At 69.8% G+C, this 25428-nt stretch carries 5 protein-coding genes (1 of these 5 cut by a window edge); all 5 read left to right on the top strand.

The genetic code is table 11. From position 1 onward, the window contains the following. Tightly spaced (each overlapping or abutting the next), the 5 genes in view from AAGA68_08105 to AAGA68_08085 form a layout consistent with a single transcriptional unit that may run on beyond the window. Positions 1-1738: the 3' end of an amino acid adenylation domain-containing protein gene (locus AAGA68_08105; protein ID MEM9385012.1), read on the top strand. The gene continues 3128 nt to the left of window position 1, outside the view; the window shows 1738 of its 4866 coding nt (coding positions 3129-4866); its start codon lies beyond the left edge, outside the window; it ends in the stop codon at positions 1736-1738. Then, the gene (locus AAGA68_08100; GenBank protein MEM9385011.1) at positions 1735-2799 is read left to right on the top strand and encodes a TauD/TfdA family dioxygenase; all 1065 of its coding nucleotides are present in this window, start codon (positions 1735-1737) and stop codon (positions 2797-2799) included. Before AAGA68_08105 ends, AAGA68_08100 begins: the two co-directional genes overlap by 4 nt. Next, positions 2796-11624: an amino acid adenylation domain-containing protein gene (locus tag AAGA68_08095; protein MEM9385010.1), complete on the top strand. Its 8829-nt coding sequence runs from the start codon at positions 2796-2798 to the stop codon at positions 11622-11624. The genes AAGA68_08100 and AAGA68_08095 overlap by 4 nt, the downstream gene beginning before the upstream one ends. Next, positions 11621-19456: an amino acid adenylation domain-containing protein gene (locus tag AAGA68_08090; GenBank protein ID MEM9385009.1), complete on the top strand. Its 7836-nt coding sequence runs from the start codon at positions 11621-11623 to the stop codon at positions 19454-19456. Before AAGA68_08095 ends, AAGA68_08090 begins: the two co-directional genes overlap by 4 nt. Next, entirely contained in the window at positions 19453-25428 is a 5976-nt protein-coding gene (locus AAGA68_08085) for an amino acid adenylation domain-containing protein (GenBank protein ID MEM9385008.1), read from the top strand. The genes AAGA68_08090 and AAGA68_08085 overlap by 4 nt, the downstream gene beginning before the upstream one ends.

Genomic DNA, 25428 nt, shown 5'->3' with positions numbered 1-25428 from the left:
CACGGAGGCCGAGCGGACGGTGGCTGCGATCTTCGCCGAGGTCCTCGACCTGGCCGAGGCGCGGGTGGGCGCCGACGATGACTTTTTCGCCCTTGGCGGGCACTCGCTGCTGGCGACGCGGGTGGTGTCGCGCCTGCGCCAACGGGCCGGTCGAGAGGTGCCCTTGCGCGCGCTGTTCGAGGCACCCACGGTGGCGCAACTCGCCGCTCGCGTGGAAGCGGCAGCGGCCCGCGAGGCCGAGCACACGCTGACGCGGCGGGATCCGGCGCTGGCGGACACGGCGTTGCCGCTCACGGCCGCGCAGGCGCGGCTGTGGTTCCTAGCGCAGCTGGATCGCAACGATGTGGCCTACGCGATTCCGCTTCTGCTTCGCCTCGAGGGCGAGCTGGATCGAGACGCCCTGACGCAGGCACTCAACGATACGATTCGGCGCCACGAGATCCTGCGCACCACGTTCCCGTCGATCGACGGCCGGCCTTACCAGCATGTGCACGCCGCGGACAGCGCGCTGGCGAGCCAGGCGGGGCACATCGAGGAAGTGGATCTCTCGTCGACGGCGGGCGACGCCCGCCAGGCGGACGTTGCGAAGACGGCGATGGCGGCGGCAGGTCAGCCCTTGGCCCTCGCGGACGGCCCGCTCCTGCGCACCGTGTTGCTGCGGGTGAGCGAGCGCGCGCACGTGGTGGTGCTGGTGATGCATCACATCATCAGCGACGGCTGGTCGATCGCGATCCTAGCCAAGGAGCTGGCGGCGCTCTACCAGGCTCGACGGGCGCGGCTGCCCAACCCGCTGGTGCCCATGCCCCTGCAGTACGGTGATTGGGCGCTGCACGAGGCGAAGCGCGTGGCATCGGCGGCGCTCGCGCAGGACGAGCAGTATTGGTCGCGCACGCTCGCCGCGGTGCCGTCGCAGTTAGCGCTGCCGGGCGCTCGACCGGCATCGGGAACGGACCATCGCCTCGCGGCCCGGGTGCCAATCGCGCTCAGCGCCGAGCAGGCCACTGCGGTCAATGCGCTGGCGCAGGCGCATGACGCCACGCTCTTCATGGTGCTGTTGGCGGCCTACGCCATCGCCTTGCGGATCGCGGGTGGGGGGCGCGAGCTCGTGATTGGCTGTCCCGCCGCGGGCCGCGATGATCCACGACTCGAGAACATGATCGGGTTCTTCGTCAACACGCTGCCGTTGCGGATCACCCTCGACGAGGACGCGACCCTCGCGCAAGCGCTGGACCAAGCGCGCGAGGTCACCCTCGGCGCGCTGGCACATCAGCGCTTGCCCTTCGCGCGCATTGCCGAGAACGCGGCGCAGGGCGGCCAGGTGCCGGCGTCGCTCGGGCAGCTTTGGTTCGTGCTGCAGAACGCGCCGCGCCCCGTGCTCGAGCTCCCGGGTCTGACGATCACGCCCGTTCCCGCGGAGGAAATCGCCGAGACCGCCAACGGCATGCTGCCCGCTCGCTACGACCTGAAGCTCGAATTGCTGGAGATGGGCGACGGGAGCATTCGCGGTGGCTTCGAGTACCGCACCGCTCGCGTCGAGGAGGCCACCGTGGCCCGCCTGGCGCGCGGACTGGCGGATGCCTTGCAGGCGATGACGACAACACCAGAGCGCAAGCTAAGCGAGTGGCTGGCGGCGAGCGCCGGGCAAGCAGCCCTCGCCCTGGCCGATCAACGTCGCGCGGGCTTGGCGGGGTTGCGGGGCCGGCGGTCACGCACAGCCCAAGGGAATCGCAAGCTATGAGCGATGCGCGCCCCAGCATGCCCAAGCCGTCAGCCGGTCGCCGACGCCGCACGGTGTCCGTTGCGGCGGACGCGCTCGTGCGCGCAGAACCCATGGCCAACGGCGCCGCGTTGCCCGGGCTGTTTCGCGCCAGTCGGCCCGATGTGCAGCTGCTGGCGTGGTTGTCGAGTCGGCGGCAAGAGGTTCTCGCACGGCTGCACCGCGAGGGTGCTCTGCTGCTGCGCGGTTTCGCCGTGACGGACACCGCGACCATCGAAGCGATGACACAAACCTTGGCGGGTGAAGAGACGCTCACCTACGACTATCGCTCGACGCCGCGTCGCGAGGTCTCCGGGCGTGTCTACAGCTCCACCGACTATCCACCCGACCAGGTGATCCCCCAACACAGCGAGCAGGCGTACACGCGCGTGTTCCCGCGGTTACTGACCTTCGCCTGCCTGCAGCCGGCGCGCGTGGCGGGGGCGACACCGCTCGCCGATAACCGACGGGTGCTGGCGCGCATCCCAGACGAGGTGCGTCGCGCCTTCGAGGAGGCGGGGGTCATGTACGTGCGCCATTACGGCGACGGTCTTGATCTGCCTTGGCAAGAGGTCTTCCAGACCGATGATTGCCAGGAGGTGGTGCGCTACTGCAAGGCGCATCACATGGAGCCGACCTGGCTCGATGACGGCGCCCGCCTGCGCACACGCCAGCTATGCCCCGCCATCGTCGCCCACCCGGTGACCGAAGAGGCCGTGTGGTTCAACCAGGCCCACCTTTTCCACGTGTCCGCCCTCGCCGCGGACGATCGTCAGGCGTTAACGGAACTGTGTGGTGCCGCAGGCCTGCCGCGCCAGGCCTTGTTCGGCGATGGGCGGGAGATTCCCGACGCGTACCTGAGCGCTGTGCGCGAGGCGTTCGCGCAGGAAACGACGCGCTTCGACTGGGAGGCGGGGGATCTGCTGCTGATCGACAACCTACTGGTCTGCCACGGGCGCGAGGCCTACGAGGGCGAGCGCCGGGTGGTGGTCTGCATGGCGGGCGCTGGAGACTCCATGACCTGGCAGCGGGCGCAGCCATGAGCGAGGCGATGGATCAGCTAGAGGCGGGCACTAAGACGGACTTCTCGCCGCTGTCGCCAGTGCAGCGCAGTCGCTTGGCGTGGTGTCCCGCGCACGCGGCCGAGGCGGTGATGGGCGTGCGGGTTCGCCTCGACGGCGCGCTGGACGTGCACCGTCTGGCGGGAGCGATCGATGCGGTGGCGGCTCGCTACGAACTGCTGGCGATGGCGATCGTGCGTCGGCCGGAACTCACGGGGCCGGTGCAGGGTACGCACGATGCGCCGGCTGTCCTAGAGATCACCCGGCACGAGGAGCAGCCGTCCCGAGCATCGGAGCTCGCTGAGGGGGCCGCGGCGTCAGCGAACGCCGAGGGTACGAGCACTGGTGAGTGCGGGCCGCGGTTGCGTTTGTGCGTTGCTGCGCACGGCGACGGCCGGGCGGAGCTGATCATCGAGCTGCCTTGGTTGCTGAGTGACCGCGCCACGCTCGCGAGTCTCGTCGCAGAGATCGCTCGCGCCTACGCGGGTGAGCGGGGCTCGAGCGCCGGGGACGTTCTGCAGTTTCTCGACGTCGCGGACTGGCAGGAAGATTTGCTCGAGTCCGACGCCGCGCAGGATGCGCGGCGCTTCTGGCAAGCGCGAACGACGCCGTCGCGACAGGGGCCCGAGCGCACCTTCGGTGTGCGCGGCGCAGACGCCAGCGCGGCGCGTGCGCTTACGGTCAGGCGCACCCTGGCGCCCCCACTGGTCGAGTCGCTGGCGCGCTGGTCGAGCGCCCACGCGGTTTCCGTCGCGACGCTACTCGGCGCGGCGTTCAGTGCTCTCCTGTACCGGCGCGCAGGCACAGCGGTGTCGCTGGCCGTGCAATTCGATGGCCGGGAAGCGCCTGAGTTAGCCGATGTGTTGGGTCCGCTCGATCGCTGGGTACCCCTGGCGGCGGAAGGGCCAGAGCCCCCCGGCGCAACCGGTTTCTCGACCTATGCGAAACGCTGGGCGGAGCTCGAAGCAGAGCACAAACGGTGGCTCGACGCATTCGATGGCAGCGCGGGCGAGGAGGGCGCCACGCTAGGTCCCTTCGACGCCGCCTTTAGCGCGAGCGGTTCGGTCGCTGCCAAAGCCGCGTCGAATGGCGTCGCGTTTCGCATCGTCGAGTGGGACCGTGGGCCGTTACCCGCGCCTGTGTTGCTGGAGGCGACGCTGGGCGAGGGGAGTGCGCGGCTGACGTGGGTGGCATGCGCCGGGACGTACGACATGCAGGCGCTGGAAGCGATCGCGGCTCAGTTCGAGGTGCTGCTCACCAGTGCCTTGGTAGAGGAATCGACGCTCGACGCCTTGCGCCTCGTGCCGGTCGCCGACGCTTCACCTTCGCACGTGTCCCTGGCGTCCGCGCCGTCGCCTACGAACACGGCACTGATTCCGGACCGCTTTGCGGCAACCCTGACCGACAATCCCGATGCACCATGCGTCGTGGACGAATTCGCGATGCGGTCGCGTGCCGACCTTGATCGCATGGCATCGCACGTGGCGACGACCTTGCGGGACGAGGGGCTTGGCAGCGAGGCGCGCATCGGCATCTGTTTGCCGCGATCGGCACTGGTGGTGGCGGCGACGCTCGGCGTCTGGCGCGTGGGCGGCACTGCCGTGCCGCTGGAGCCGGAACTCCCCCAGCTCGCCCTGGCGACGCGAGTGCGCGAAGGACGTCTCGCCGCGCTGCTCGTAGCCAAGGGCACGGCGTTCGATGACACCACCTTCGATGACGGCGTGAGGCGGGTCGAGCTTGACACCGAGGCGCTCACAACCGGGACGCTTACCTCGGCGACCGCCGATGCCACGTCCGCCCCAGTCACCCGCGAGCAGCTCGCCTACGGCATTTTCACGTCGGGATCCAGCGGGCTGCCAAAACTGGTAGGTATCGATCACGGCGCCTTGGCGAGTTACGTCGGTGCGATCGAGGACCGCTTAAGACTTGAGTCTGACAAGGCCTATGCGACCGTCTCCAGCTTCGCCTCAGACCTCGGCCACACGGCCATCTTCCCGAGCCTTGCCACGGGCGGCACGCTGCACGTGATCGGCAGCGAGCGGATCATGGATCCTGATCGCCTGGCCGAGCGCTTGCGCACCGCACCGGTCGATGTGATGAAGATCGTGCCCTCTCATCTCGCCGCGCTGCTCTGCGGCAAGGACCCGGCCGACGTGCTGCCGCGAGAGATCCTCGTGTGCGGCGGCGAGCGCCTGCCGGCGGCGCTGGTGCGCCGCGTGCGCGAGCTAGCGCCCTCCCTGCGCCTCGTCAACCACTACGGGCCGACGGAAGCGACCGTGGGCGTGCTGACGCACGAGATCGAAGCGATCCCCATCGATCAGGCGCCGCCGCTCGGCGGGCCCTTGCCTGGCAACCGCGTCGAGGTGCGCGACGTCGCCGGGCAGCTCGTTCCGCGAGGCATTCCCGGGGAACTCTGGATCGGCGGACGACAGCTCGCCCATGGCTACCTGGAGTCCGCCGCGCAGACGGCAGAGCGCTTCTCCGGCCGCGCCGGCGAACGACGCTACCGCACGGGCGACCGGGTGCGCATGGACGCTGACGGTCTGGTGCATTTTCTGGGGCGCATGGATGAGCAGGTCAAGATCCGCGGCCTGCGGGTGGAGCCGGCGGAGGTCGAGCAGTGTCTGGCGACCCATCCGCAGGTGAGCGCCGCGGCCGTTTGTCTGGTCGAGGATCAGCTGGTGGCCTACGTCACCGGTGAGGTCGACCCGTCGGCGCTGGCGCCGTGGCTGACCGAACGCTTGCCCGCGGGGTTGGTGCCGGAACGGGTGCTGGGGCTGACGTCCTTCCCGCTCACGCCGAACGGCAAGGTGGACAAGGCGGCGCTGCCCGCACCGCCCCCGTTGGCGGAGGAGATTCCCTACGTGGCACCGGAGGGGGAGACCGAAGCCAAGCTAGCGACGATATTCGGCGAAGTGCTCGATCAGGAGCACGTCTCCGCGGGCGCGAGCTTCTTCCAGATCGGCGGTCACTCCCTGCTGGCCACCCGCGCCGTGAGTCGCATCCGCGCCGAGTTCCAGGTCGATCTGCCCTTGACGGCTCTGTTCGAGGCGCCCACGGTGCGCGGTCTCGCATCGAGGGTGCTGGGAGCGCCCTCGGCGCGCACGAGCACGACGGCGGACGCACCGCTAGCGATCGTCGATCGCGAGGCGCCTATTCCCCTGTCCTTCTCGCAGCGGCGCATGTGGCTGCTCGACCGCCTCGAACCGCAGGGGCGGGCCGCCTACGCGATTCCCATGGCGGTGCGTATTCGAGGGCCCTTCGACGCCACGGCGCTGGCGACGAGCGTGGCCGCCATCGTCGCGCGCCACGAGAGCCTGCGAACGGTGTTCGTCACCGGCGAGGACGGCGAGCCGCGCCAGCGGGTGCTGGCGGCGGAGGTGGCGCCGGAGGTCGGCGTCGAGACGATCGACCTGGCCGACGTGGCGCCCGAGGATCGCGAGCGCACCATCGGCCAAGCGCTCGCGATGCGCACGGCCGCGCCCTTCGATCTCGAACGCGGACCGCTGCTGCGGGTGGCGCTGGCGCAGCTGACGGCGCAGGACCACGTGCTGGTAGCGGTCTGCCACCACGTGGTGTTCGACGCCTGGTCGCGCGCCATCCTGCTCAAGGAGCTGGCGACGACCTACATGGCGAACGTCCGCGGCCTGCCCGACCCGCTGGCGCCACTGACCGTGCAGTACCCGGACTACGCCACCTGGCAGCGGGATTGGTTGGCGGGTGCCCAGCTCGAGGAGCAGCTCGCGTACTGGCGCGATACGCTGGCTGGCGCACCGTCGTTGCTGCCACTGCCCGCCGATCGACCGCGCTTGCGCCGCCCGACCCATCGCGGGCATCAGCTGCGCTTTGCCGTGGATGCGGCCACGGGCACGGCGTTGGCCGCGCTGGCGGAGGAGGAAGGCGCCACCCTGTTCATGGTGTTGTTGGCCGCCTTCGACGTGCTCCTGTATCGCCTGACGGGCGAGACGGACGTGGTAGTGGGCTCGCCGATCGCCAACCGACGGCGAGCCGAGTTCGAACAGCTGATCGGGTTCTTCAGCAACACGATCGTCCTGCGCACCTCGCTGCATGGGGTCGATAGCTTCCGCGCACTCGTGCAGCGGGTACGCCAGGTGGCGTTGGACGCGTACGCCCATCAAGATCTGCCCTTCGAGGAATTGGTGGAAGCGCTGCCAGTCACCCGAGATTTGTCTGCGAATCCCGTCTTCCAGGTGCTCTTCACCCTGCGCAACACGCCGCCGTCGCCGAGGACGGTCGAGGGGCTTACCTTCGAGCCGGTCGATGCGCCGGCGGCCGCCGCGAAGTTCGATCTGACGGTGCAGCTGGAGGAAGCCGCGGACGGTGGCCTCGTCGGCAGCTTCGAGTACGCGACGGACCTGTTCGATGAGCAGACCGTGGTCGAGTGGCAGGCTGGGTTCACCCACCTGCTGAGGGCGCTCGCGCGGGATCCGAGTCAACGCGTCCGGGGCGCACCGCTGGGACTGCCCGTGTCGGTGTGCGCGCCCGCATCCACGCCTACCCAACGGCCGAGCACCGTCGATGCGTGGTTCCGCGACGTGCTGCCCCGTCACGCGCAGTCGCCGGCGGTGGGGATCGGCGGTGAGTTCCTCACCTACGCGGAGCTCGATCGGCGCGCGGCGCTGCTGGCGGGCATCCTGCGCGCCCGCGGCGTGAGGCCTGAGGAGCGTATCGGGATCGCAGCCGAACGCGGGCCGGCGGAGTGGGTCGCCATGCTGGCGATCTGGCGTACGGGCGGCGCCTACGTCCCGCTGGACCCGGACTTCCCCCGCGAGCGTCTGACCTACATGGTGGCCAACAGCCGCATTCGCCTCGTTGTCACCAGCGGCGCACGCGCGAGCGATCTGGTGGAGAACGTGGAGACGCTGGCCCTGGATGATCCGGCGCTTTGGACGCAGGCATCGCCGGCGACGGACCAAGCGCCGACACCTGGGCGTCTGGCGTACGTTCTGTATACCTCCGGGTCGACGGGTGTGCCCAAAGGCGTCTGCGTCTCGCACGGGTCGGCCTGCTTCTTCCTCGAGGCGATGACCCAGCGCTTGGAGTGGAGCGCGGACGTTCGTATGCTCGCCGTGACCACCCTCGGCTTCGACATCGCGCTGCTGGAGCGGTGGGGACCGCTCCTCGTGGGCGGTTGCTCAGAGGTGGTCAGCGCCGACGAGGCGGCCGATGGCATCGCCCTGGCAAAGCGTCTCGCGAGCAGCGCCCCGAATGCGATGCAGGCGACGCCGGCGACGTGGCGCCTGCTGCGAGACGCGGCTTGGCCGGGGGCGATGGAGCTGACGGCCCTCATAGGCGGTGAAGCCTTGCCCGTCGAGCTGGCGGACTGGGTGCGGGCGCGAAGCGCGGCGGTCTGGAACCTCTACGGGCCCACGGAAACCACCGTGTGGTCTGCGGCGCATCGCCACGATGAAGGCGACGCGACGGGCCTCGTCAGTCTCGGCACCCCGCTGGGCGCGACGCACGTAGCCGTGCTGGATGCCGGCGGTCGACCCGTGCCTACCGGCGTGTGGGGCGAATTGGCCATCGGCGGCCCGGGCGTAGCGCGCGGGTATGAAGCACGCGCCGCCGAGACCGCCCGCCGCTTCGTGCCCGATCCGTTCGCGCGCACACCGGGCGAACGCCTCTACCTTACCGGCGACGTGTGCCGCCTGCGGCGCGACGGCACCCTGGCGTTTGGCGGGCGGCGCGATGGGCAAGTGAAGCTTCGGGGCCTGCGCATCGAGATCGGTGAGTTGGAGGCAGCCCTCGCGGACGTACCTCACGTCACCGCGGGAGCCGCCATCCTGCACGAGGAACAGCTGACGCTCTTCGTGGAGCCCGCCAGCGCGACCGGTGCGGGCGAACACGGTGGCGCGGAGCGCGCGGTGGCCGTGGCCCGAGGAATTGTAGAGAACGTGCGCAGCACCTTGCGGCAACGCTTGCCCGCCTACATGGTGCCGCAGCACATCGAGACGATTCCGGCCCTGCCGCTGACGCCGAACAACAAGATCGATCGCCGGGCGCTCACCGCGTTAGCGCGGGGTCAGCGCGGCGCATCGCGGGCCTACGTGGCACCGCGATCGGAGACGGAGGCGACCGTGTGCGAGATCTTCGCCGAGGTGCTTGGGCTCGAACGTGTGAGCGTCGAGGATTCTTTCTTCGATCTCGGTGGCCACTCGCTGTTGGCGACGCGGGTTGCCGTGCGCATGCGGGACCGCCTAGGGGTCGAGATTCCCTTGCGCGAGCTCTTCGATGCGCCGACGCCAGCAGCGCTCGCCGTGCGCGTGGGCGAGGGTGGGCTCGCCAGCGCTGGGGGAGGGTCGCGCGTCGCGCGGGCGCCACTGCGGGCGCTGCCCCGTCCCGCCGAGGTGCCGCTCAGTTACGCCCAGGAGCGGCTCTGGTTCGTCGATCAGATGAACCCGGGGGATGCGTCCTACGCCATCCCGATGGTCCTGCGCTTGAGCGGTCCGCTCGATAGCGATGCCCTCGGCGCATGCCTGCGGGCCGTGGTGGCGCGCCACGAGGTGCTGCGCACGACGTTCGCGTCCGTCGCGGGGCGGCCGGTGCAGATCATTCACCCCGCGGACTCCTCGCTCGCCGAGCAGGCCGCGGCGGTGCAAACGGCGGACTTGACCACCATCGAAGCGGGCGAACGGGATCAGCGCCTGCGCGAGTGGGTAGGTAAGGTGGCCCGTGAACCCTTCGACCTGGATGAGGGACCGCTGCTGCGCACGCAACTGCTGCGCCTCGGTGAGCGCGACCACGTGGTCATCCTCGTCATGCACCACATCGCCAGCGACGGCTGGTCCGCCGGCGTGCTCGCGCGCGAACTCACCGCGCTGTACGCGGGACGGGTCGCCGGGCTCGACGAGGTGCTGCCGCCCCTCGAGGTGCAGTACGCCGATTGGGCGATCCACGAGCGCACGGTGCTCGACGAGGCCGCCGTCGAGGAGGAACTCACGTACTGGCGCCAACGGCTCGCGGGGATGCCTTCGCGTGTCCTGGCGCCGGACGTCGAGCAAGCCTCGACGCCGGCGGAGTGCTCGTTCACCGTCGACGCGCGCGTGGCGGACGCACTCGACAGGCTGGCGGCGCAGGAGCAGGCGAGCCTATTCATGGTGTGTCTGGCCGCCTTTTCCCTGCTGCTCGGGCGCGAGGGTGACAGCGACGACATCGTGGTCGGCACGGACGTGGCCCACCGCACGCACACGGCTGCGGAGAAGCTCATCGGATTCTTCGTCAACGTGCTGCCGTTGCGCACGGACCTGGCGGGTCGCCCCACCTTCGCCGAGCTGGTCGGACGGGTGTGCGAGGTCTGCCTTGAGGCCTACGCGCACGAGGACGTTCCCTTTGCCCGGCTCGCCAGCGCCGTGAGCGATCGCCGTCAGGACGGGCGCACGCCGCTCATCCAGGTGCTGTTCGTGCTGCAGAACCTGCCCGCCGTACAGCTGCAGCTCGCCGAGCTGGAGGCGCAGGTGCTGGAGCTGGCCGCACCCACGACCAAGTTCGACCTCGCCTTTTTCTTCCGTCGCTCAGACGCGGGATTGAGCGGCACCTGGCGCTACGACGCCGGCAAGTTCTCCAGCGCACGGATCGAGCGCTTGGGGCAGCGCTTTGAGCAGCTGCTCAGCACGGTCGCCGCCGCTCCCCAGACCGTGATCGACGATCTCGATCTACGCACCGAACAGGAACAGATGGTGGATCAGCAACGGACCCAGCGACGGGCCGCGAGCCGCAAGGCTCGCCTCAAGCGCGCGTCGGCACGACCGGTGGCGCAGGTGGCGTCTTCGCCCGTGGTACCTGGAGCGACGATCGAGGGGCTCACGCGCGGCGAGGGCGCCGTGGCGCAGACGAGTGCTCCTTGGTGCGTGCACGCGCAGGGCGACGATGCTGATCTGGTGGCCTGGGTGCGCGCCGAGCGCAGTGCCGTGGAGGACGCGCTCACGCGGCACGGTGCCGTGCTTTTGCGCGGCGGACCCTTCCACGAGGAGACCGCCTTCGAAGCGCTGGGGCGCGCCTTGCTAACGGAACTGTACGGAGAGTATGGCGACCTGCCGCGGTCTCAGGTGAGCCGACGGGTCTACGGCTCAACGCCCTATCCAGCGGACCGGGCGATTCGCTTCCACAGCGAGAGCTCGCACCTCACCACGTGGCCCACGCGTATTCTGTTCGGCTGCGTCGTGCCCTCACAGACGCGGGGCGAGACGCCGCTTGCCGACGGTCGCGTCGTGCTCGACGCCTTGCCAGCCGAGGTTCGGGCGCGCTTCGTGGCGCGAGGCTTGCGCTACTCGCGGACCTTCACCGCCGGCTTGGACGTGCGCTGGCAGGACTTTTTTCGCGCCGAATCGCGCGATGAGGTCGAGGCGGCCTGCGCGCACACCGGCACCGAGTGTCAGTGGGATGCAGACGGCACGCTGCACATCGCCGACGTTCGCCCCGCCGTGTCCGACCATCCCGATCACGGTGGGCCGGTGTGGTTCAACCAGGTCGCCCTGCATCATCCGCATTACCTGGATGCCGGCGTCAAGGAAGCGCTGTTGGCCAAGTACGGCGTCGAGCGCCTGCCGCGCAATGTCACCTATGGCGATGGCTCGCCGATCAGCGAGGCGGATCTCGCCGCGATGGATCAGGCCTACGAGCGGGCGCGGGTGGAGTTCCCGTGGCAACGGGGGGACGTGCTGCTGCTCGACAACGAGCGCGTGGCTCACGGGCGCAATCCGTTCACCGGTGAGCGTCGCATCATCGTGGCGATGGGCCGCATGCGTGGGCCGGACGGGCAGGTGATCGCGCCGGAGACCTCGCCATGAGCATGACCAGCGGGTACTGGCTCTCGCCACAGCAGGAACAGGCGGTCGATGCGATCGCCCTGGCTGAGCCCGCGGCGGACGCCTCGGGTGAGGCAGGAACGATCGCGGCGGGCTACAGCCGCGCCGGCGTAGGGCGCGTGCAGCTGATCGTGCGCCCGGCGCAAGCGCTGGGTCTGGAGACGCTCATCGAGCGGGTGCGGCTTGCCCTCGCTCACCACCATGTTCTCTGCCTGCGACTGGTGCCGCGGGCGGGCGCGCGGCGTCCGCTCCAGACCTGCGTGGCGCCGGGGAGTGTGGATCCAGCCGCCGACGGCGTGGTCATCGATCTACCCAACGGCGATGTGAAGCAGGCGGCCACGCAGCAATGGCAGCAACCCTTCGACCTGACGCGCGAGCTCCCGCTGCGCGTGGTGCGCGTGAGCGGCGACGATGGCGTTCGCCTGGTGATCACCGCTTCAGCCCTCGCCCTGGACACGCCTTCCGCCGTCATGCTCGCGGGGGCGCTCTGCGCACCGGAGGCAGTGCCCGAGGTGGAGGATGAGGAGGCGCTCGACTGGTTCGGCGCATCCACCTTCTTCCGCGAGTGGCTGGAGGACGAGGACGACGAGGAGGCACGCGCGGATCGGGCGTACTTCGCCGAGCCGAGCGGTGAACCGCCGCCGTGGCCTCGAGTTGCCCCGACCGACGACGCCGATGCCAGCGGGAGCGGTTACGAACGGTTTGTGATCCCACTGCCGCCGACCCTCGTGGCGCGCGTCGGCGAGACCGCGGAAGACGCCGAGGCGATGTGGATCGCTATCTTCCTGGGTTTCCTCGCGCGCACGGGATCCACCGCACAGCCCGCGCTTCGCGTGGCGTCGAGCGGACGCGAGGCGATGGACGAGTTGGCGCCGCTGCTCGGGCCCCTCGCGCGGTGGTTACCGGTGAGCGTACGAATCGCCGGCGACGATGCCATCGCGCACCTTGCCTTACCGTTAGCCACGTCCCTCGAGCAAGCCCGCGAGCACGAACTCGGCTACCGCGAGCGGCCCGTGAACAGCAATCAGGGGTGGCGACCAGGCGACGGCCCTACGGCCTTACCCGCCTTCGCCTGGGTCGATGCGGACCTCGGGGGTTGCGGCGGGGTCGTGGAGCACGTGCGTGTCGCGGCGACGGACGCGCCGTGGACCTTACTCCTGGTGGACGGCGGACCCGCCAACGCGCCGCAGTTGGCGCTCGAGATCGATGTCGCGCGCGTGGCACCGGCGGCCGTCGAGGCGCTGACCGCCAGTCTTGCGACGTGGCTGCGCGCCGTCGACCGCCAGGGCATCGGCGCACGCCTTTGCGAGTATCCGCTAGTCGAGCCATCCGCGCCGTCGCCGACCGCTGACATCGCTGACGCGCCCCTGTTCCTGGAACGATTCCTCGCCGCGGCGGACCAGCACGCCGCCTCGCCCGCAGTGGTCGACGATACGCAGAGCGTGCCCTACGGCGAACTCGAGACGGCGAGCGCGGCCCTGGGCGCGGAGCTGCGCGCCGCCGGCGCCAGTGCGACCCGCCCCGTCGCGATCGTCCTGACGCGAACGCATCACGCCATCACGGCCATGCTCGGCGCTATGCGCGCCGGTGCGCCCTTCCTACCGTTGGATCCGGCGCTGCCCCAAGCGGCATTGCGCGCTCGGCTCGAGGACGCTGGCGCGGCGATCGTGCTCACCGAGTCCCTGCTGACCACGCGAATTCCGGGCGAATGGCCCCAACGCGCACTGGATGGCGTGCCGCCGGCACCGATCCCAACCGATAGGTCCCACGAGGCGAGTTTGCCGCTGCCGTCCGGTGAGGCGCCTGCGTACCTCCTCTACACGTCCGGGTCGACGGGCACGCCGAAGGCGGTGGTCGTGACCCATCGCCAGCTGGCGGAATACGTCCGCGCCATCGAGCAAGTGGTGGACGTGGGGGCGGGCGCGCGGTGGGGCAACCTGTCGACGCTCGCCGCAGACCTCGGGCACACGACCCTGTTTCCACCGCTCGTGAGCGGCGGCACCATCCGCCTGCTCGGCGAAGAGGCCATGGGTAACGCGCGGGTGTTGGGAGACGCTCTGCGTGAGGCACCCTTGGACGTCCTGAAGATCGTCCCCTCACACCTGGGCGCGCTCCTCGACGGCGCCGGTGACGCGCAAACGCAGCGGGCGATCCTGCCGCGTCAGGTGCTGCTGTGTGGCGGAGAGGCCTTGCCGCGTGCACTGGTGGACCGTGTCGCCGAAACCGTGCCCACCGTACTCAACCATTACGGTCCCACGGAGACGACCGTCGGCGCGGTGGTGGGCGATGCCCGTGCGGGGTCCGCCGAGGCGGCCGGCGCCGTGCCGATAGGCCACGCCCTGGGGCACGCACGGCTCTACGTGCTGGATCGCTACGGCTGGCCAGTGCCCGACGGGGTCGTCGGCGAGCTTTTCATCGGCGGGCCTACCGTTGCCGAGGGCTACCACAATCGGCCTGTCTTGACGGCCGCCCGCTTCCTACCGGATCCCTTCGCCGAGGCCCCCGGGGCGCGTATGTACCGCACGGGCGATCGCGTACGCCGTCTCGCGGATGGCGCTTTGGCCTATCTCGGGCGTACCGATTTCCAGCTGAAAGTGCGTGGCTTTCGCGTGGAGCCCGAGGAGATCGAGGCGGTCATCGCAGCGCACCTGGACGTCGCTCAGGTGGCCGTGGGGCCCGCCGGCCAGCAGACCGGCGCCGATCTGCGTCTGGCTGCCTGGGTCGCGCCGTCGACCGGCAAACGGCTCGAGTCCGGTGCGCTGCGCGAGTGGGTGAGAACCCACTTGCCCGTCTACATGCGGCCCGGCCACTGGGTGTTCCTGCGCACGCTGCCGCTGACCGGGAATGGCAAGATCGATCGCCAGGCGCTGCCGGCCCCGGAGGCGGAGCGGCCGGATCTAGAGACGCACTTCGTGGCGCCCCGTGGGCGCGTCGAGCGCGATATCGCGGCGATATGGGCGGAGCTCCTAGGGCTCGAGCGCGTTGGCGTGGAGGACAACTTCTTCGACCTCGGCGGCCACTCGCTGCTGCTCGTGCAGCTCATGAGTCGCCTCGAGTCCCGCTTCGCGCGAGAGATTTTGATCACCGAACTGTTCCGCTATCCCACGGTGGCGGCGCAGGCGCGGTGGATCGGTGATCAGCCCGCCGCGGGCCCACGTACCGCCTCGGACGGGGCACCCACAGCTTCGTCAGGCCGCGCAAGCGTCGTCACGCCGCCCGTCGCCCATGCCACGGACGCTCGCATCGCCGTGGTGGGCTTGGCGGCGCGTTTCCCGGAAGCGCCCACCGTGGACGCGTTCTGGGAGCACCTGCGCAGCGGGCGCGACGGCGTTCGGCGACTGGACACCGAGGCCCTGCGTGCCGCCGGCGTCGACGAGCGCCTGCTGAATGACCCGCGCTACGTGGCGGCGAGTCCTGTACTCGATGACATCGAGCTGTTCGACGCCAGCTTCTTCTCGATCTCGCCGCGCCAAGCGCAGATCATGGATCCGCAGCACCGCTTGCTGATGGAGCTGGCCTGGACGGCGATGGAGCATGCGGGCATCGCCCCGGGCCGCGAGGCGGGCCGTGTGGGCGTGTTCGCGGGCGCCGGCCTCGGCAGCTACTTCCTGACCAATCTCGCCACCTCGCCGGCGCTCCTAGCCAGCGTGGGCGCGACGGCCGTGCGCCACGCGAACAGGATCGATAACCTAGCCACGCGTATCGCCTATCATCTCGACCTCGACGGCCCCGCCGTCACCGTTCAGTCCGGCTGCTCGTCTTCGCTGGTCGCCGTGCACCTCGCCGCCCAGAGCTTGCGCAGCGGCGATGCGGACGTGGCCTTGGCGGGCGGGGTCACGGTCAACGCCCTGCAGGGCCGCGGCTACCGCTATCAACCCGGCGGCATCAACTCGCCCGACGGTCGCTGCCGCGCCTTCGATGCGCAGGCGGCCGGCACCGTCTTCGGCAGCGGCCTCGGCATGGTGGTGTTAAAGCGCCTGGACGATGCGCGCGCCGACGGTGACACGGTCCACGCGGTGCTGCTCGGCTCGGCAATGAACAACGATGGCGCCGGCAAGCCGGGCTATTCGGCGCCCGGTCTCGAGGGCCAGGCCAGCGTGATCTCCCACGCGCTCGCCCGCGCCGGCGTCGCCCCGCAGGAGATCGACTTCGTCGAAGCGCACGGCACCGGCACGCTCATCGGCGACCCCATCGAGGTCACCGCCCTGACGCAGGCCTACGGCGGGCAGCAGGCACTGCGCGGCACCACCTGGCTCGGCACCGTGAAGTCGAACATCGGTCACCTGGACGCCGCGGCCGGAGTGGCGGGCTTTATCAAGGCCGTGCTCGCCCTGTCCCATGGGGAGGTACCGCCGACGCTGCACTTCGAGCAGCCCAATCCCCGCCTGGCTCTGGAGCAGTCACCCTTCAAGGTGGTCACAGCGTGCGAGCCGTTGACACGGCCCCCGCCACAGCGCCGAGCGGGCGTGAGTTCCTTTGGCATCGGGGGCACCAACGTACACGCCGTGCTCGGCGGGCCACCGCCAGCGCCGGCGCGGGCGGCGACAGCGCTCGCCGACGAGGCGCGGTTGACCTGGCTCACCCTGTCGGCGCACCGGGAGGAGGCCCTCGCGCAGATCGGCGCGTCGCTCGCCGATCAGCTGGAGCGACGGCCGGACCTGACGCTGGACGACGTCGCCTGGACCCTCGCGACGGGACGTCGAGCGCACGCCTTGCGCCGCGCGGTCCTGTGTGTCGATCGGCAGGAGGCGATTCGGGCCCTGCGCGGCGAACGACCTGAGCACGTTCATAGCCGCACTGCATTGGCGCGGGATGCATCGGTGACCCTCCTGTTCCCCGGCCAGGGGGCGCAGACGCCCGGCATGGCCGCGCAGCCTTACGCCAGCGACGCGGTGTTTCGCGAGGCCTTCGAGGAGGTGCTGCAGGCGATGGAAGCGGCGCTCGCGCGCGTGGGAGTGGATGTGCCGCAGGGCCTGCGCACGCTGCTGCTGGATCCCCATGCGGCCGACGGTGAAGCGCTGCTGGCGCGCACGGAGTGCGCCCAGCCGGCGCTGTTCGTGCTCGAACTGGCCCTGGCGCGGGCGTGGTCCGCACGCGGCGTCCACCCGGGCGCGCTGCTTGGGCACAGCCTCGGCGAGCTGGTGGCGGCGACCCACGCCGGTGTGTTCACCCTCGAGGATGCGGCCTACCTGGTCGCACTGCGGGGCCAGCTGCTGGCCGCCCAACCGAAGGGCAACATGCTCGCCGTGCGCGCTAGGCGGGACGAGGTGGAGGCCCTGCTGGCACGAGAGGAGAGCCCCGACGTTCACGTCAGCGCAGTCAACGGATCGACTGATGTGACGGTCGGAGGCGATGAGCCCTCGATTACCGCCTTCGCTGCACTCCTCGATGCGCAGGGCGTGCGGTACCGTCAACTGCCGACCTCTCACGCCTTCCACGTGCCGGCGATGGCGCCCGCCGTCGAGCCCTTCCACGCCGCGCTCGCGGGCGTTGAGCGACAGCCACCGAACACGCCTATTGTCTCCGCCCACACGGGGCGCTGGATGAGCGCCGAGCAAGCGCAGGATCCGGCCTTCTGGGCGGCGCAACTCGTGTCGCCGGTACGTTTCGCCGATGCGCTCACGAGCCTTGTGGAGGCGACGGACGCGATCGGTCTGGAGGCAGGCCCCGGACGGGCGCTGACGACACTGGCTGCGCGTCACGGCGAGCTGTCGGTGGTCCCCACCTTGCCTGGGGATGCGAACGGCGGCGACCCGCTGACGCAGGCGACGTCGGCGCTCTGGTTGCGTGGCGCCAAGCTCGATTTCGCACAGGCACTTGCCGGCGGGCGCGGCCGTCGTGTGCCGTTGCCTACCTATCCTTTCGCGCGGGAGCGCCATTGGGTCGATCCGGTGCCGGGGGCGGATCTGTTCGGCCTTCGCAGTGCGACCCCCGCGGCGATCGAGCCGCACACGGTGGCGACCGACGGGGCGGTTAGCCCACCGGAGACCGTCGCGAAGGCGGCACCTGCGATGCGCTCCACGCCCTACGTGGCGCCAGCGGGCGATCTTGAGCAGTCCGTGGCCCAGATCTGGGAGCAGGTGCTGGGGATCGCCGAGATCGGTCGTAACGATGACTTCTTCGAACTCGGCGGCGATTCACTGCAGGCCCTGCAGGTGCTCGCGCTCCTGCAGGAGGCCGGCTTCGGCGTCGATCCCGCGGATCTTTTCGAGAGCCAAACCGTCGGTGCGCTCACTGCGGTGCTGCGTCCGGTGGAGGGCGAGCACGGTGCGGCGGCGGCGGGCGCGTCCGACGATGAGACGGCGACGCGGGTGATACCTACGGAGTACGTTCGGGCCCTGAACGAAGCGCGAACTCCCGAGGCGCTTGTGGCGTCGGTGCAGCGCAGGGGCTCGGCGCGCCCGCGTCGCATCGTATCGTGGACAACGCAACAACGCCGATGGCTGGCCGCTGGCGGGGCACCCGTACACGTAGGGCTTGCCGCGCCGGACGAGGCGCAGGGCAGGGCCCTCAGTGAGGCCGCCCTTGCGGCAGCGGCCCACGCCTGCACGAGGCGCCACGGGTGTCTGCGCCTTCGCGCCGCGCACGCCCAAGGCGATTGGGTGCAGCGCCTGGTGAGCGAAGCGCAGGCCTCGTGGCTCGTCGCCACCCACACCCTATCGCCCGAGCGCACCCGCACTGACGTGCTTCGTGAGATTGCGCGGACCCTGGACCCGGTGGCAGGCCCGGTCGCCGCCGCCATCCGCTTGGAGGCGGACGAGGCGGTTGAGCTGGCCGTACTCGTGCACGGTCTTGTCGCTGACGCATGGTCCGTTGAGCCGCTGCTCGGTGATCTCATCGCTCACCTCGCGGCCTCGGCCGACGCCCCGGCCGCTGAGGTTGCCACCCCCGATAGCGCCGGCGCGGATCCTGGCGCCAGGTGCTTCGCTGAGCACGCCGACGCGTCGCTGTTGCGAGCGCTGGAGGCGCCCGCGCCGACGACGAATCGCCACACGGACAGCAAGCTCCCCCGCGACATGCCCCTCGGCGAGGCGCGTGCGGGCGGCGTAGCGACGCTAAGCCAGCCCTTGGCGTGCGAGCCCGAGTCTCTCCCGGTATTGGTGGCAGCGGTTGCCGAGGTGGTCGGCGAGTGGAAAGGGGTGGCCCAGGCGACCCTCGCGGTGGCCGTGGATGAGCGCGACGCGGTGGCGTACCCGACGGGCGCCGTGGGGGCCTACACCCGGTACGTCGATGTGCAGGTCAATGCCGCGCTTGGGTCCTGGCCGCCCACGGTGGAAACGGTGCGGGCAGCGCTGGACGCCGCGGTCGACGGAATGCTCGACGGGTACGATCAGGCGGCGGAGGTGCTGGTGCGCGAGTGCCCAGCGATCGGCGATCAGGTCGCGGGCTGGTCACGGCTGAGGGCGCCCGTGCCTGCGCCGTGGTCCTGCCCCAAGGCACGGCGCCATCCCTTGTTGGAGATCGACGTGGTCCGTGATGCCTCGTCCGCGCCGGGCGTGCACCTGGCGATCACCTACTCGCCACAGGTGCATCGTGCCGACTCGGTTGCCGAGCTCGCGGCGAACACCGCGGCGATCCTGCAGCGCACGGCGGTGACGGTCGAGGCTGATGTGCCCACGGATGTTCGGGCCTGCGACGAGAGCCCGGCCCCCATCGACACTGGCGAGCTTGCTGCGGCGGAGAGGCAAGCGAATGGCGGCGACGCTCCCACTGCCGTGAGTGCCACCCAGATCAATGCCAATGACCTAGAGCGCCTGTTGGCCCTCGCGCAGACGGCGACGCACGATGAGCGACGCGAGGAAGACGCCTCATGACGAATTCCCCCGACGTCGAGGACATCTATGAGCTGACCCCGGCGCAGGCGGGCATGCTCTTTCACACGCTCGCCAGCCCGGGCACAGGCACCTACGTGCAGCAGCTGTGGTGGACCCTGGAGGGCGAACTGGACGCGACCGAGCTCGCCCAGGCCTGGGAGCGCGTAGCCGCGCGCTACGGCGTGTTGCGCACGAGCTTCCACTGGGAGGGCCTAGAGCGTCCCTACCAGATGGTTCACCGCCGCGTGCGAACGCCGGTGGTGGATGAGGACCTCAGTGGACTCGCGGCGGCTGAGCAGGCAGCGCGCCTAGGGGAGATATTGACTGCCGACAGGCGCGCGGGCTTCGACCTCACGCGCGCGCCCGCCGTGCGCTTGCATCGCTACCGCCTAGGCGCGCAGCGCCAACGCATCATGGTGACCTACCACCACATCCTCCTCGATGGGTGGTCCGTGCCGGTGGTCTCGCGCGAGCTGCTGCTCGAAGTGGCGGCAGCGCGCGAGGGCAAGCCGCTGTCGCTGCCACCCTCGGTGCCGTTCTCGACCCACGTCAGGCGGGTGATGGCGGCGGACCAGACAGCGGCGACCGAACACTGGCGCCAACGCCTCGGGGACTTCACGGCCCCAAGCTACGCGGGCGTGATGGCCCGTGCCTCGCGCGATGGGGACAAAGCCACCGCGGTAGCTAAGCAAGCCGTCACCCTGGACGCCGAAGCAGCCGAGCGCGTCGAGGCGGCAGCACGCCAGGCGGGGGTGACCCTCGGCACCATGGCCCTTGGGGCCTGGGCCATTGCCCTGTCGGGCCTCAGTGGGCGCAGCGACGTGTTGTTCGGCGTGACCTCGAGCGGGCGCGATGCGGCCGCGGCGACGGCGATCGCTGGCGCGAAGGCGACGCCGACCGTGGGCATGTGCCTCACGACGCTGCCGCTGCGCGCCGACCTTGGCGCGTCGCCCACTCTTCGCGAGTGGCTGCGCGATCTGCAGCGTCGCCAAGCCGAAGATCGGCGCTACGAACACACACCGCTCACTCAATTGCGCGGCTTGGCGGAATTGCCGGGTGACACCTCGCTGTTCGACAGCATCGTCGTGGTGGGCAATACGCCTCTGGCCACGCTGGAGCAGGCCGCGGGCCGTTTCAGCGGGCTGCGCATCACCGAGCTCGGGGACTACGAGAAGACGAACTATCCGTTCACGCTCATGGTCTCGCCAAGAACGGGTATCGCCGTGCAGGGGCTCGGGGGTACGGGGACGGACCCTCAGGCGGTGGCCTGCGCCGTGCAGCTGTTCGCGCGCGTGCTTCAGACGCTACCTGATTGTCTCGACAAGTCTCCCCTACGGGTCCCGCTGGCCGACGGCGTGGACGCCACCGCGCCGTCAGCCGCGACCGAGGCGCTGCGCGACGCACGCGATCCCCTGCCTCGGGTGTTGCACTACGGCGCCACCCAGCCGGACGCCGTCGCCTTGACCTGCGACGATGTCAGCGTGAGCTACGCAGAGCTCTCCAGTCGGGTACGTGCGCGGGCGCGGCAGCTGCACGCAGCGGGGGTCGAGGCGGGGGATCGTGTCGCGGTTGCAGCCGAGCCCGGGATCGATCTCGTCGAGGCATTGCTCGCGGTGCTTCACATCGGCGCCACTTGCGTGCCACTGGATCCTGAGCAGCCCGCGGGGCGACGCCGGCGGATGTTGCAGACGGCCGCGCCGGCGGCAGTGTTGGCCAGCAGTACCTTTCGTGAAGCCCTGGCTTCTGTAGTACTTCCGGCCTCGACGGGCGCGTCTGTGCCGATTTTGCTGCTGGATGATCCAGCACCTGATAATAACGATAGCATTGAGCTGCAACGATCGATGCAAGACAACACGCTCTCCCGAGCTGCGTACGTGCTGTTCACGTCGGGTTCCACCGGCGCGCCCAAGGGCGTCGCGTTGCCTCTCCACACGCTGGCGCGCCTCGTCGAGTGGCAAAACGCACGCTCGGGTGCCGAGGCGTGTGCTGTCACCCTCGCGCTGGCACCGGTCGGCTTCGATGTCGCTTTCCAGGAGCTGCTGTCGACACTCGCTGCAGGGGGGCGTCTGGTCATCGCAAATCGGGCCCAGAGACGCGATCCTAACGAAATCCTTAAACTTATCGACGCCGAAGGTGTCACGCGCTTGTTTGCGCCGTGCATCATGCTCGACGCGATCGCGCAGGCCGCGCCCGGCCGGGCGCAGGCTAGCCGGTCGCTGCGGGAGGTGGTGACAGCGGGTGAGGCTTTGCGCGTCTCTCCAGCGATGCGACGCTGGTTGGCCCAGGCGCCCGGGGTAGTGTTGGACAACCAGTACGGCCCCACGGAGGCACACGTGGTGTGCGCGCACCGGCTGGAGGGCGACCCGGACGGATGGGAGGAACTGCCGCCGATCGGTCACGCCCTGCCAGGCATGCGTCTGGAGGTGCTCGACCGCGCCGGCCGGCGCCTGCCCGCCGGTATTGTGGGTGAACTGCACATCGCGGGCGCCGGCCTCGCCCACGGCTACCTGGCAGATCCGCAGCGCTCCGCCAAGGCCTTCCTGCCCGATGCCCATGCGAGCGATGGCGGTCGTAGCTACCGGACTGGTGACCTCGTGCGACGGCGAGGGGACGGCAGTATCGCGTTCGTCGGGCGTCGCGACACGCAGGTGAAGCTGCGTGGGTTCCGCGTCGAATTCGGCGAGATCGAGTCGACGATCGCGCGGCACGAAACGGTACGCAGCGCCGCCGTGCGCGTGCAGACGGGCGCGGATGGACGTGCAGTGCGGTTGATCGCGTACGTGGTGCTCACCCCCGGGGGTTCGCTCGAGGCGCTGCAGGTCTGGCTGGCGGACGAGTTGCCGGGCTACATGCGGCCCGACCTGTTCGTCCCGCTGACCGAGATGCCGCGTAGCGCGAACGGCAAGCTCGACCGCCGGGCGCTGCCTGAGCCCACGCAAGATCTGGCGAGCGGCGGGCGCGATGCGGTCGAGCCGCGCACGGAGATGGAGCGGCTCATCGCCGATGAGATGGGCCGCGTGCTGGGACGAGACACCGTGGGCGCCCACGAGGACTTCTTCGAACTCGGCGGCCACTCCCTGGCGGCGATCCGCGTCGCCACGCAGCTACGCAGCGTGTTGGGCCGGGACATTCCCGTGGTGAAGCTGTTCGAACAGGCGACCCCTGCCAAGCTCGCCGCGTGGGTGGAGGCAGTAGGTGTGGAGGATTCAGCGCTCGCGATCGCGCCGGTCCGCGGCGAACTGCCACAGGAGAGACCGCTGTCGTCGGCGCAGGTGCGCCTGTTCACGCTCAACCCGCAGGTGCCGCCGACGCACCGCTTCTACCACACGGTCACAGCGCGCCGCCTGCGCGGCCCCTTGGAGGTGAAGGCGCTGGAGGCAGCCCTCGACGTGGTCCAAGCGCGACATGAACCGCTGCGCACAGCCTTCGACGTGCAGCAGCTATCGCCCCTGCGTGTGCGCAAAAGGGTGCTGCGGCCCACGACGGTAGCCTTGTCGTTTGTGGATCTCAGCGATCGGAGCACATTGGCGCGCGAGTATGCGGTACGCGAGCGGGCTGAGGAGGATTTTGCAGAACCCTTCGATCTGGCGTTGGGTCAGCTCCTGCGTGCGACCCTCCTTCGCCTTGAGCCCGAACACCATGTGCTGATAGTCGTTTGCCACCAGCTGGCGTTCGACGCCTGGTCGCGCGAGGTGATGTTGCGCGATATCGAGCAGCACTACCTAGCGGCAACGGCAGGCACGGGCGCCTCGGTGGCGTCCGAGGATGAAGTCGACAACCGCTTGCGCTACGACGATCTCGTCGCCTTCGAGGGAGAGCTTCTCGCGAGCGAGCAGGCGGTGGAACGTCTGGCCACCGCGCGCGCACGGCTCCTAGGGCCCAACGAGCCGTTGGCCTTCGACACCGACCATCCACGACCGGCCGTGAAGACCTTTGAAGGGATCGTGCTGCCGGTCCGCATACCGCTAGGCCTGACTGCCAAGGTGCGGGAGCTGGCGCGCACCGCCGGGGTCACCCTCTACATGGCGCTGCTCTCGCTATACGCGGTGTGGCTGCACGCGTATTCGGGGCAGCACCGATTGCGGATCGGGTCCTCCAGTGCCGGGCGACGTCATCCCGCAGCTGAGCAACTCGTTGGACCCTTCAACGACTTCCTGGTGCTACCGATCGACCTGGAGGGCAACCCGAGCTTCCGCGAATTGATGCTACGGGTCCGCCGCGTCGCCCTCGAAGCTCACGCCGACGGCGAGGTGCCGTTCACACGCCTGGTCGACGCCCTGGGGTTGCCCGAGGATCTGTCGCGTACGCCGGTGTTCCAGGCGATGTTCACCTACAAGCGCTTTCTCGACCGCCCCGAAGGCCGCCTGGGCGATCTGACCGTAGAGGGGCTGCACGTCGACTGGCTGACGGCGCGCACCGATCTGACCTTGTCCCTACTGGACGATGGCGAGGAAATCGTCGGCTTCCTCGAGGCCAGTGCCGAGCTCTTCGATCGGGACCGCATGCTCCTGCGCCTGCAGCACGCCCAGGTGTTGCTAGAGGCCGCCGCACGCGATCCCGACGCGCCGCTGGCGACGCTGCCGCTCACTGCGGCGGACGCTTTGCGCTACGACTCCCTGTCATCGCTCTCGCCCGAAGAGCAGCGTTACCTGGACGCGCTTACTCAGCGTCACCAGTCTCGGACCAAAGGCTCTCGATCATTGATCGCAACCTATCATGACCGTTGGGCCGATGAGCGCTTCGTGGCCGGCTACCGCGACTCCCTGCGCGCCGTGGCCTACCCGGTCTTCGCGGACCGTGCCGAGGGCGCGCGCCTCTACGATGTGGATGGCAACGCCTATATCGACCTGACCATGAGTTTCGGCGCGACGCTGTTCGGCCATGCGCCTGGCTTCCTGCGCGACGCGCTGACGAAGGAAATCGAGAAGGGCTTCGCCCTGAGCTCACCGTCGCCGAGGGCTGGCGAAGCCGCGGCGCGACTACAGCAGTTCATTCCCGCCGAGCGCGTGGCGTTGCTGGGCACACGGACGGAGGCGGTGATCGTGGCGGTCCGCGCCTGCCGCGCCGCGACTGGCCGCAGCAAGGTGGTCGTCTTCCGCGGGGCCTACCACGGCAATGCGGATGAGATGCAGTACGCGCCGAACCCCTTCGATCCCGGCGCACGGCCGCCGGGGATTCCCGAGGCGCTTGCGGGTGACGTGCTGGTACTCGACTACCTCGAAGCGAGTGCGTTGGAGGCCATCGCGCTCAATGGGGGCGATATCGCGGCGGTGCTCGTCGAACCTGTGCAGAGCCAGCTGGCGGTGCGCTTGGGCGATGACCCCGCCACGTTCCTTACGCACCTGCGCGAGCTCACATCGCGGCTGGACGTGCCGCTTGTGGTCGACGAGACCGTGTTTGGTCTACGCGCGCACCCCAGCGGCTGCCAGGGGGTCTTCGGGATCGATGCGGACCTGGCGGTGTACGGCAAGCCGTTGGCCAATGGCCTGCCCGTGGGAGCCGTGGCCGGACGGGGCGAGTTCATGGACCGTATCGACGGAGGTCCGTGGATGGGCTCGTCAGGCGGGGAGCTGGCGGGCGATCGTATCGCTGCCGGCAGCACCTTCGGTGGCCACCCGCTCACGATGGCAGCCGCGTGTGCGGTGCTCGGCGAACTCGAACGGCTCGGTCCCGGATTCCAGCGGCAGCTGAATGCGCGCACGGCAGACCTGTGCGAGCGCATCAACGGCTGGCTGCAAGCCGAGGGCGCACCCCTGCAGATGACCCACTTCGCCTCGCGCTTCGGCTTCGTACCCCTAGGCGGCAGTGATCTCGGCCCGCTCCTGCGCCTGCACCTCCTGGAACGGGGCGTCTACCTGCGCGGCGACTGCGGCTCCCTCTCGTCAGCGCACACGGACGACGATCTGGCGATCATCGAGGGTGCCGTACAAGACACGGTGCGCACCCTTGCCGCGGCCGGTTTCCGGCTCTAA

The sequence above is a fragment of the Pseudomonadota bacterium genome, assembly GCA_039193195.1.
In the GTDB taxonomy this organism is placed as follows: domain Bacteria; phylum Pseudomonadota; class Gammaproteobacteria; order Steroidobacterales; family JBCBZW01; genus JBCBZW01.
This window is presented reverse-complemented; position numbering and strand designations above follow the sequence as displayed.

Excerpts from the sequence above, each read along its gene's own strand:
- AAGA68_08100 (MEM9385011.1), top strand. The coding sequence starts at position 1,735 with ATGAGCGATGCGCGCCCCAGCATGCCCAAGCCGTCAGCCGGTCGCCGA.
- AAGA68_08095 (MEM9385010.1), top strand. The coding sequence starts at position 2,796 with ATGAGCGAGGCGATGGATCAGCTAGAGGCGGGCACTAAGACGGACTTC.
- AAGA68_08090 (MEM9385009.1), top strand. The coding sequence starts at position 11,621 with ATGAGCATGACCAGCGGGTACTGGCTCTCGCCACAGCAGGAACAGGCG.
- AAGA68_08085 (MEM9385008.1), top strand. The coding sequence starts at position 19,453 with ATGACGAATTCCCCCGACGTCGAGGACATCTATGAGCTGACCCCGGCG.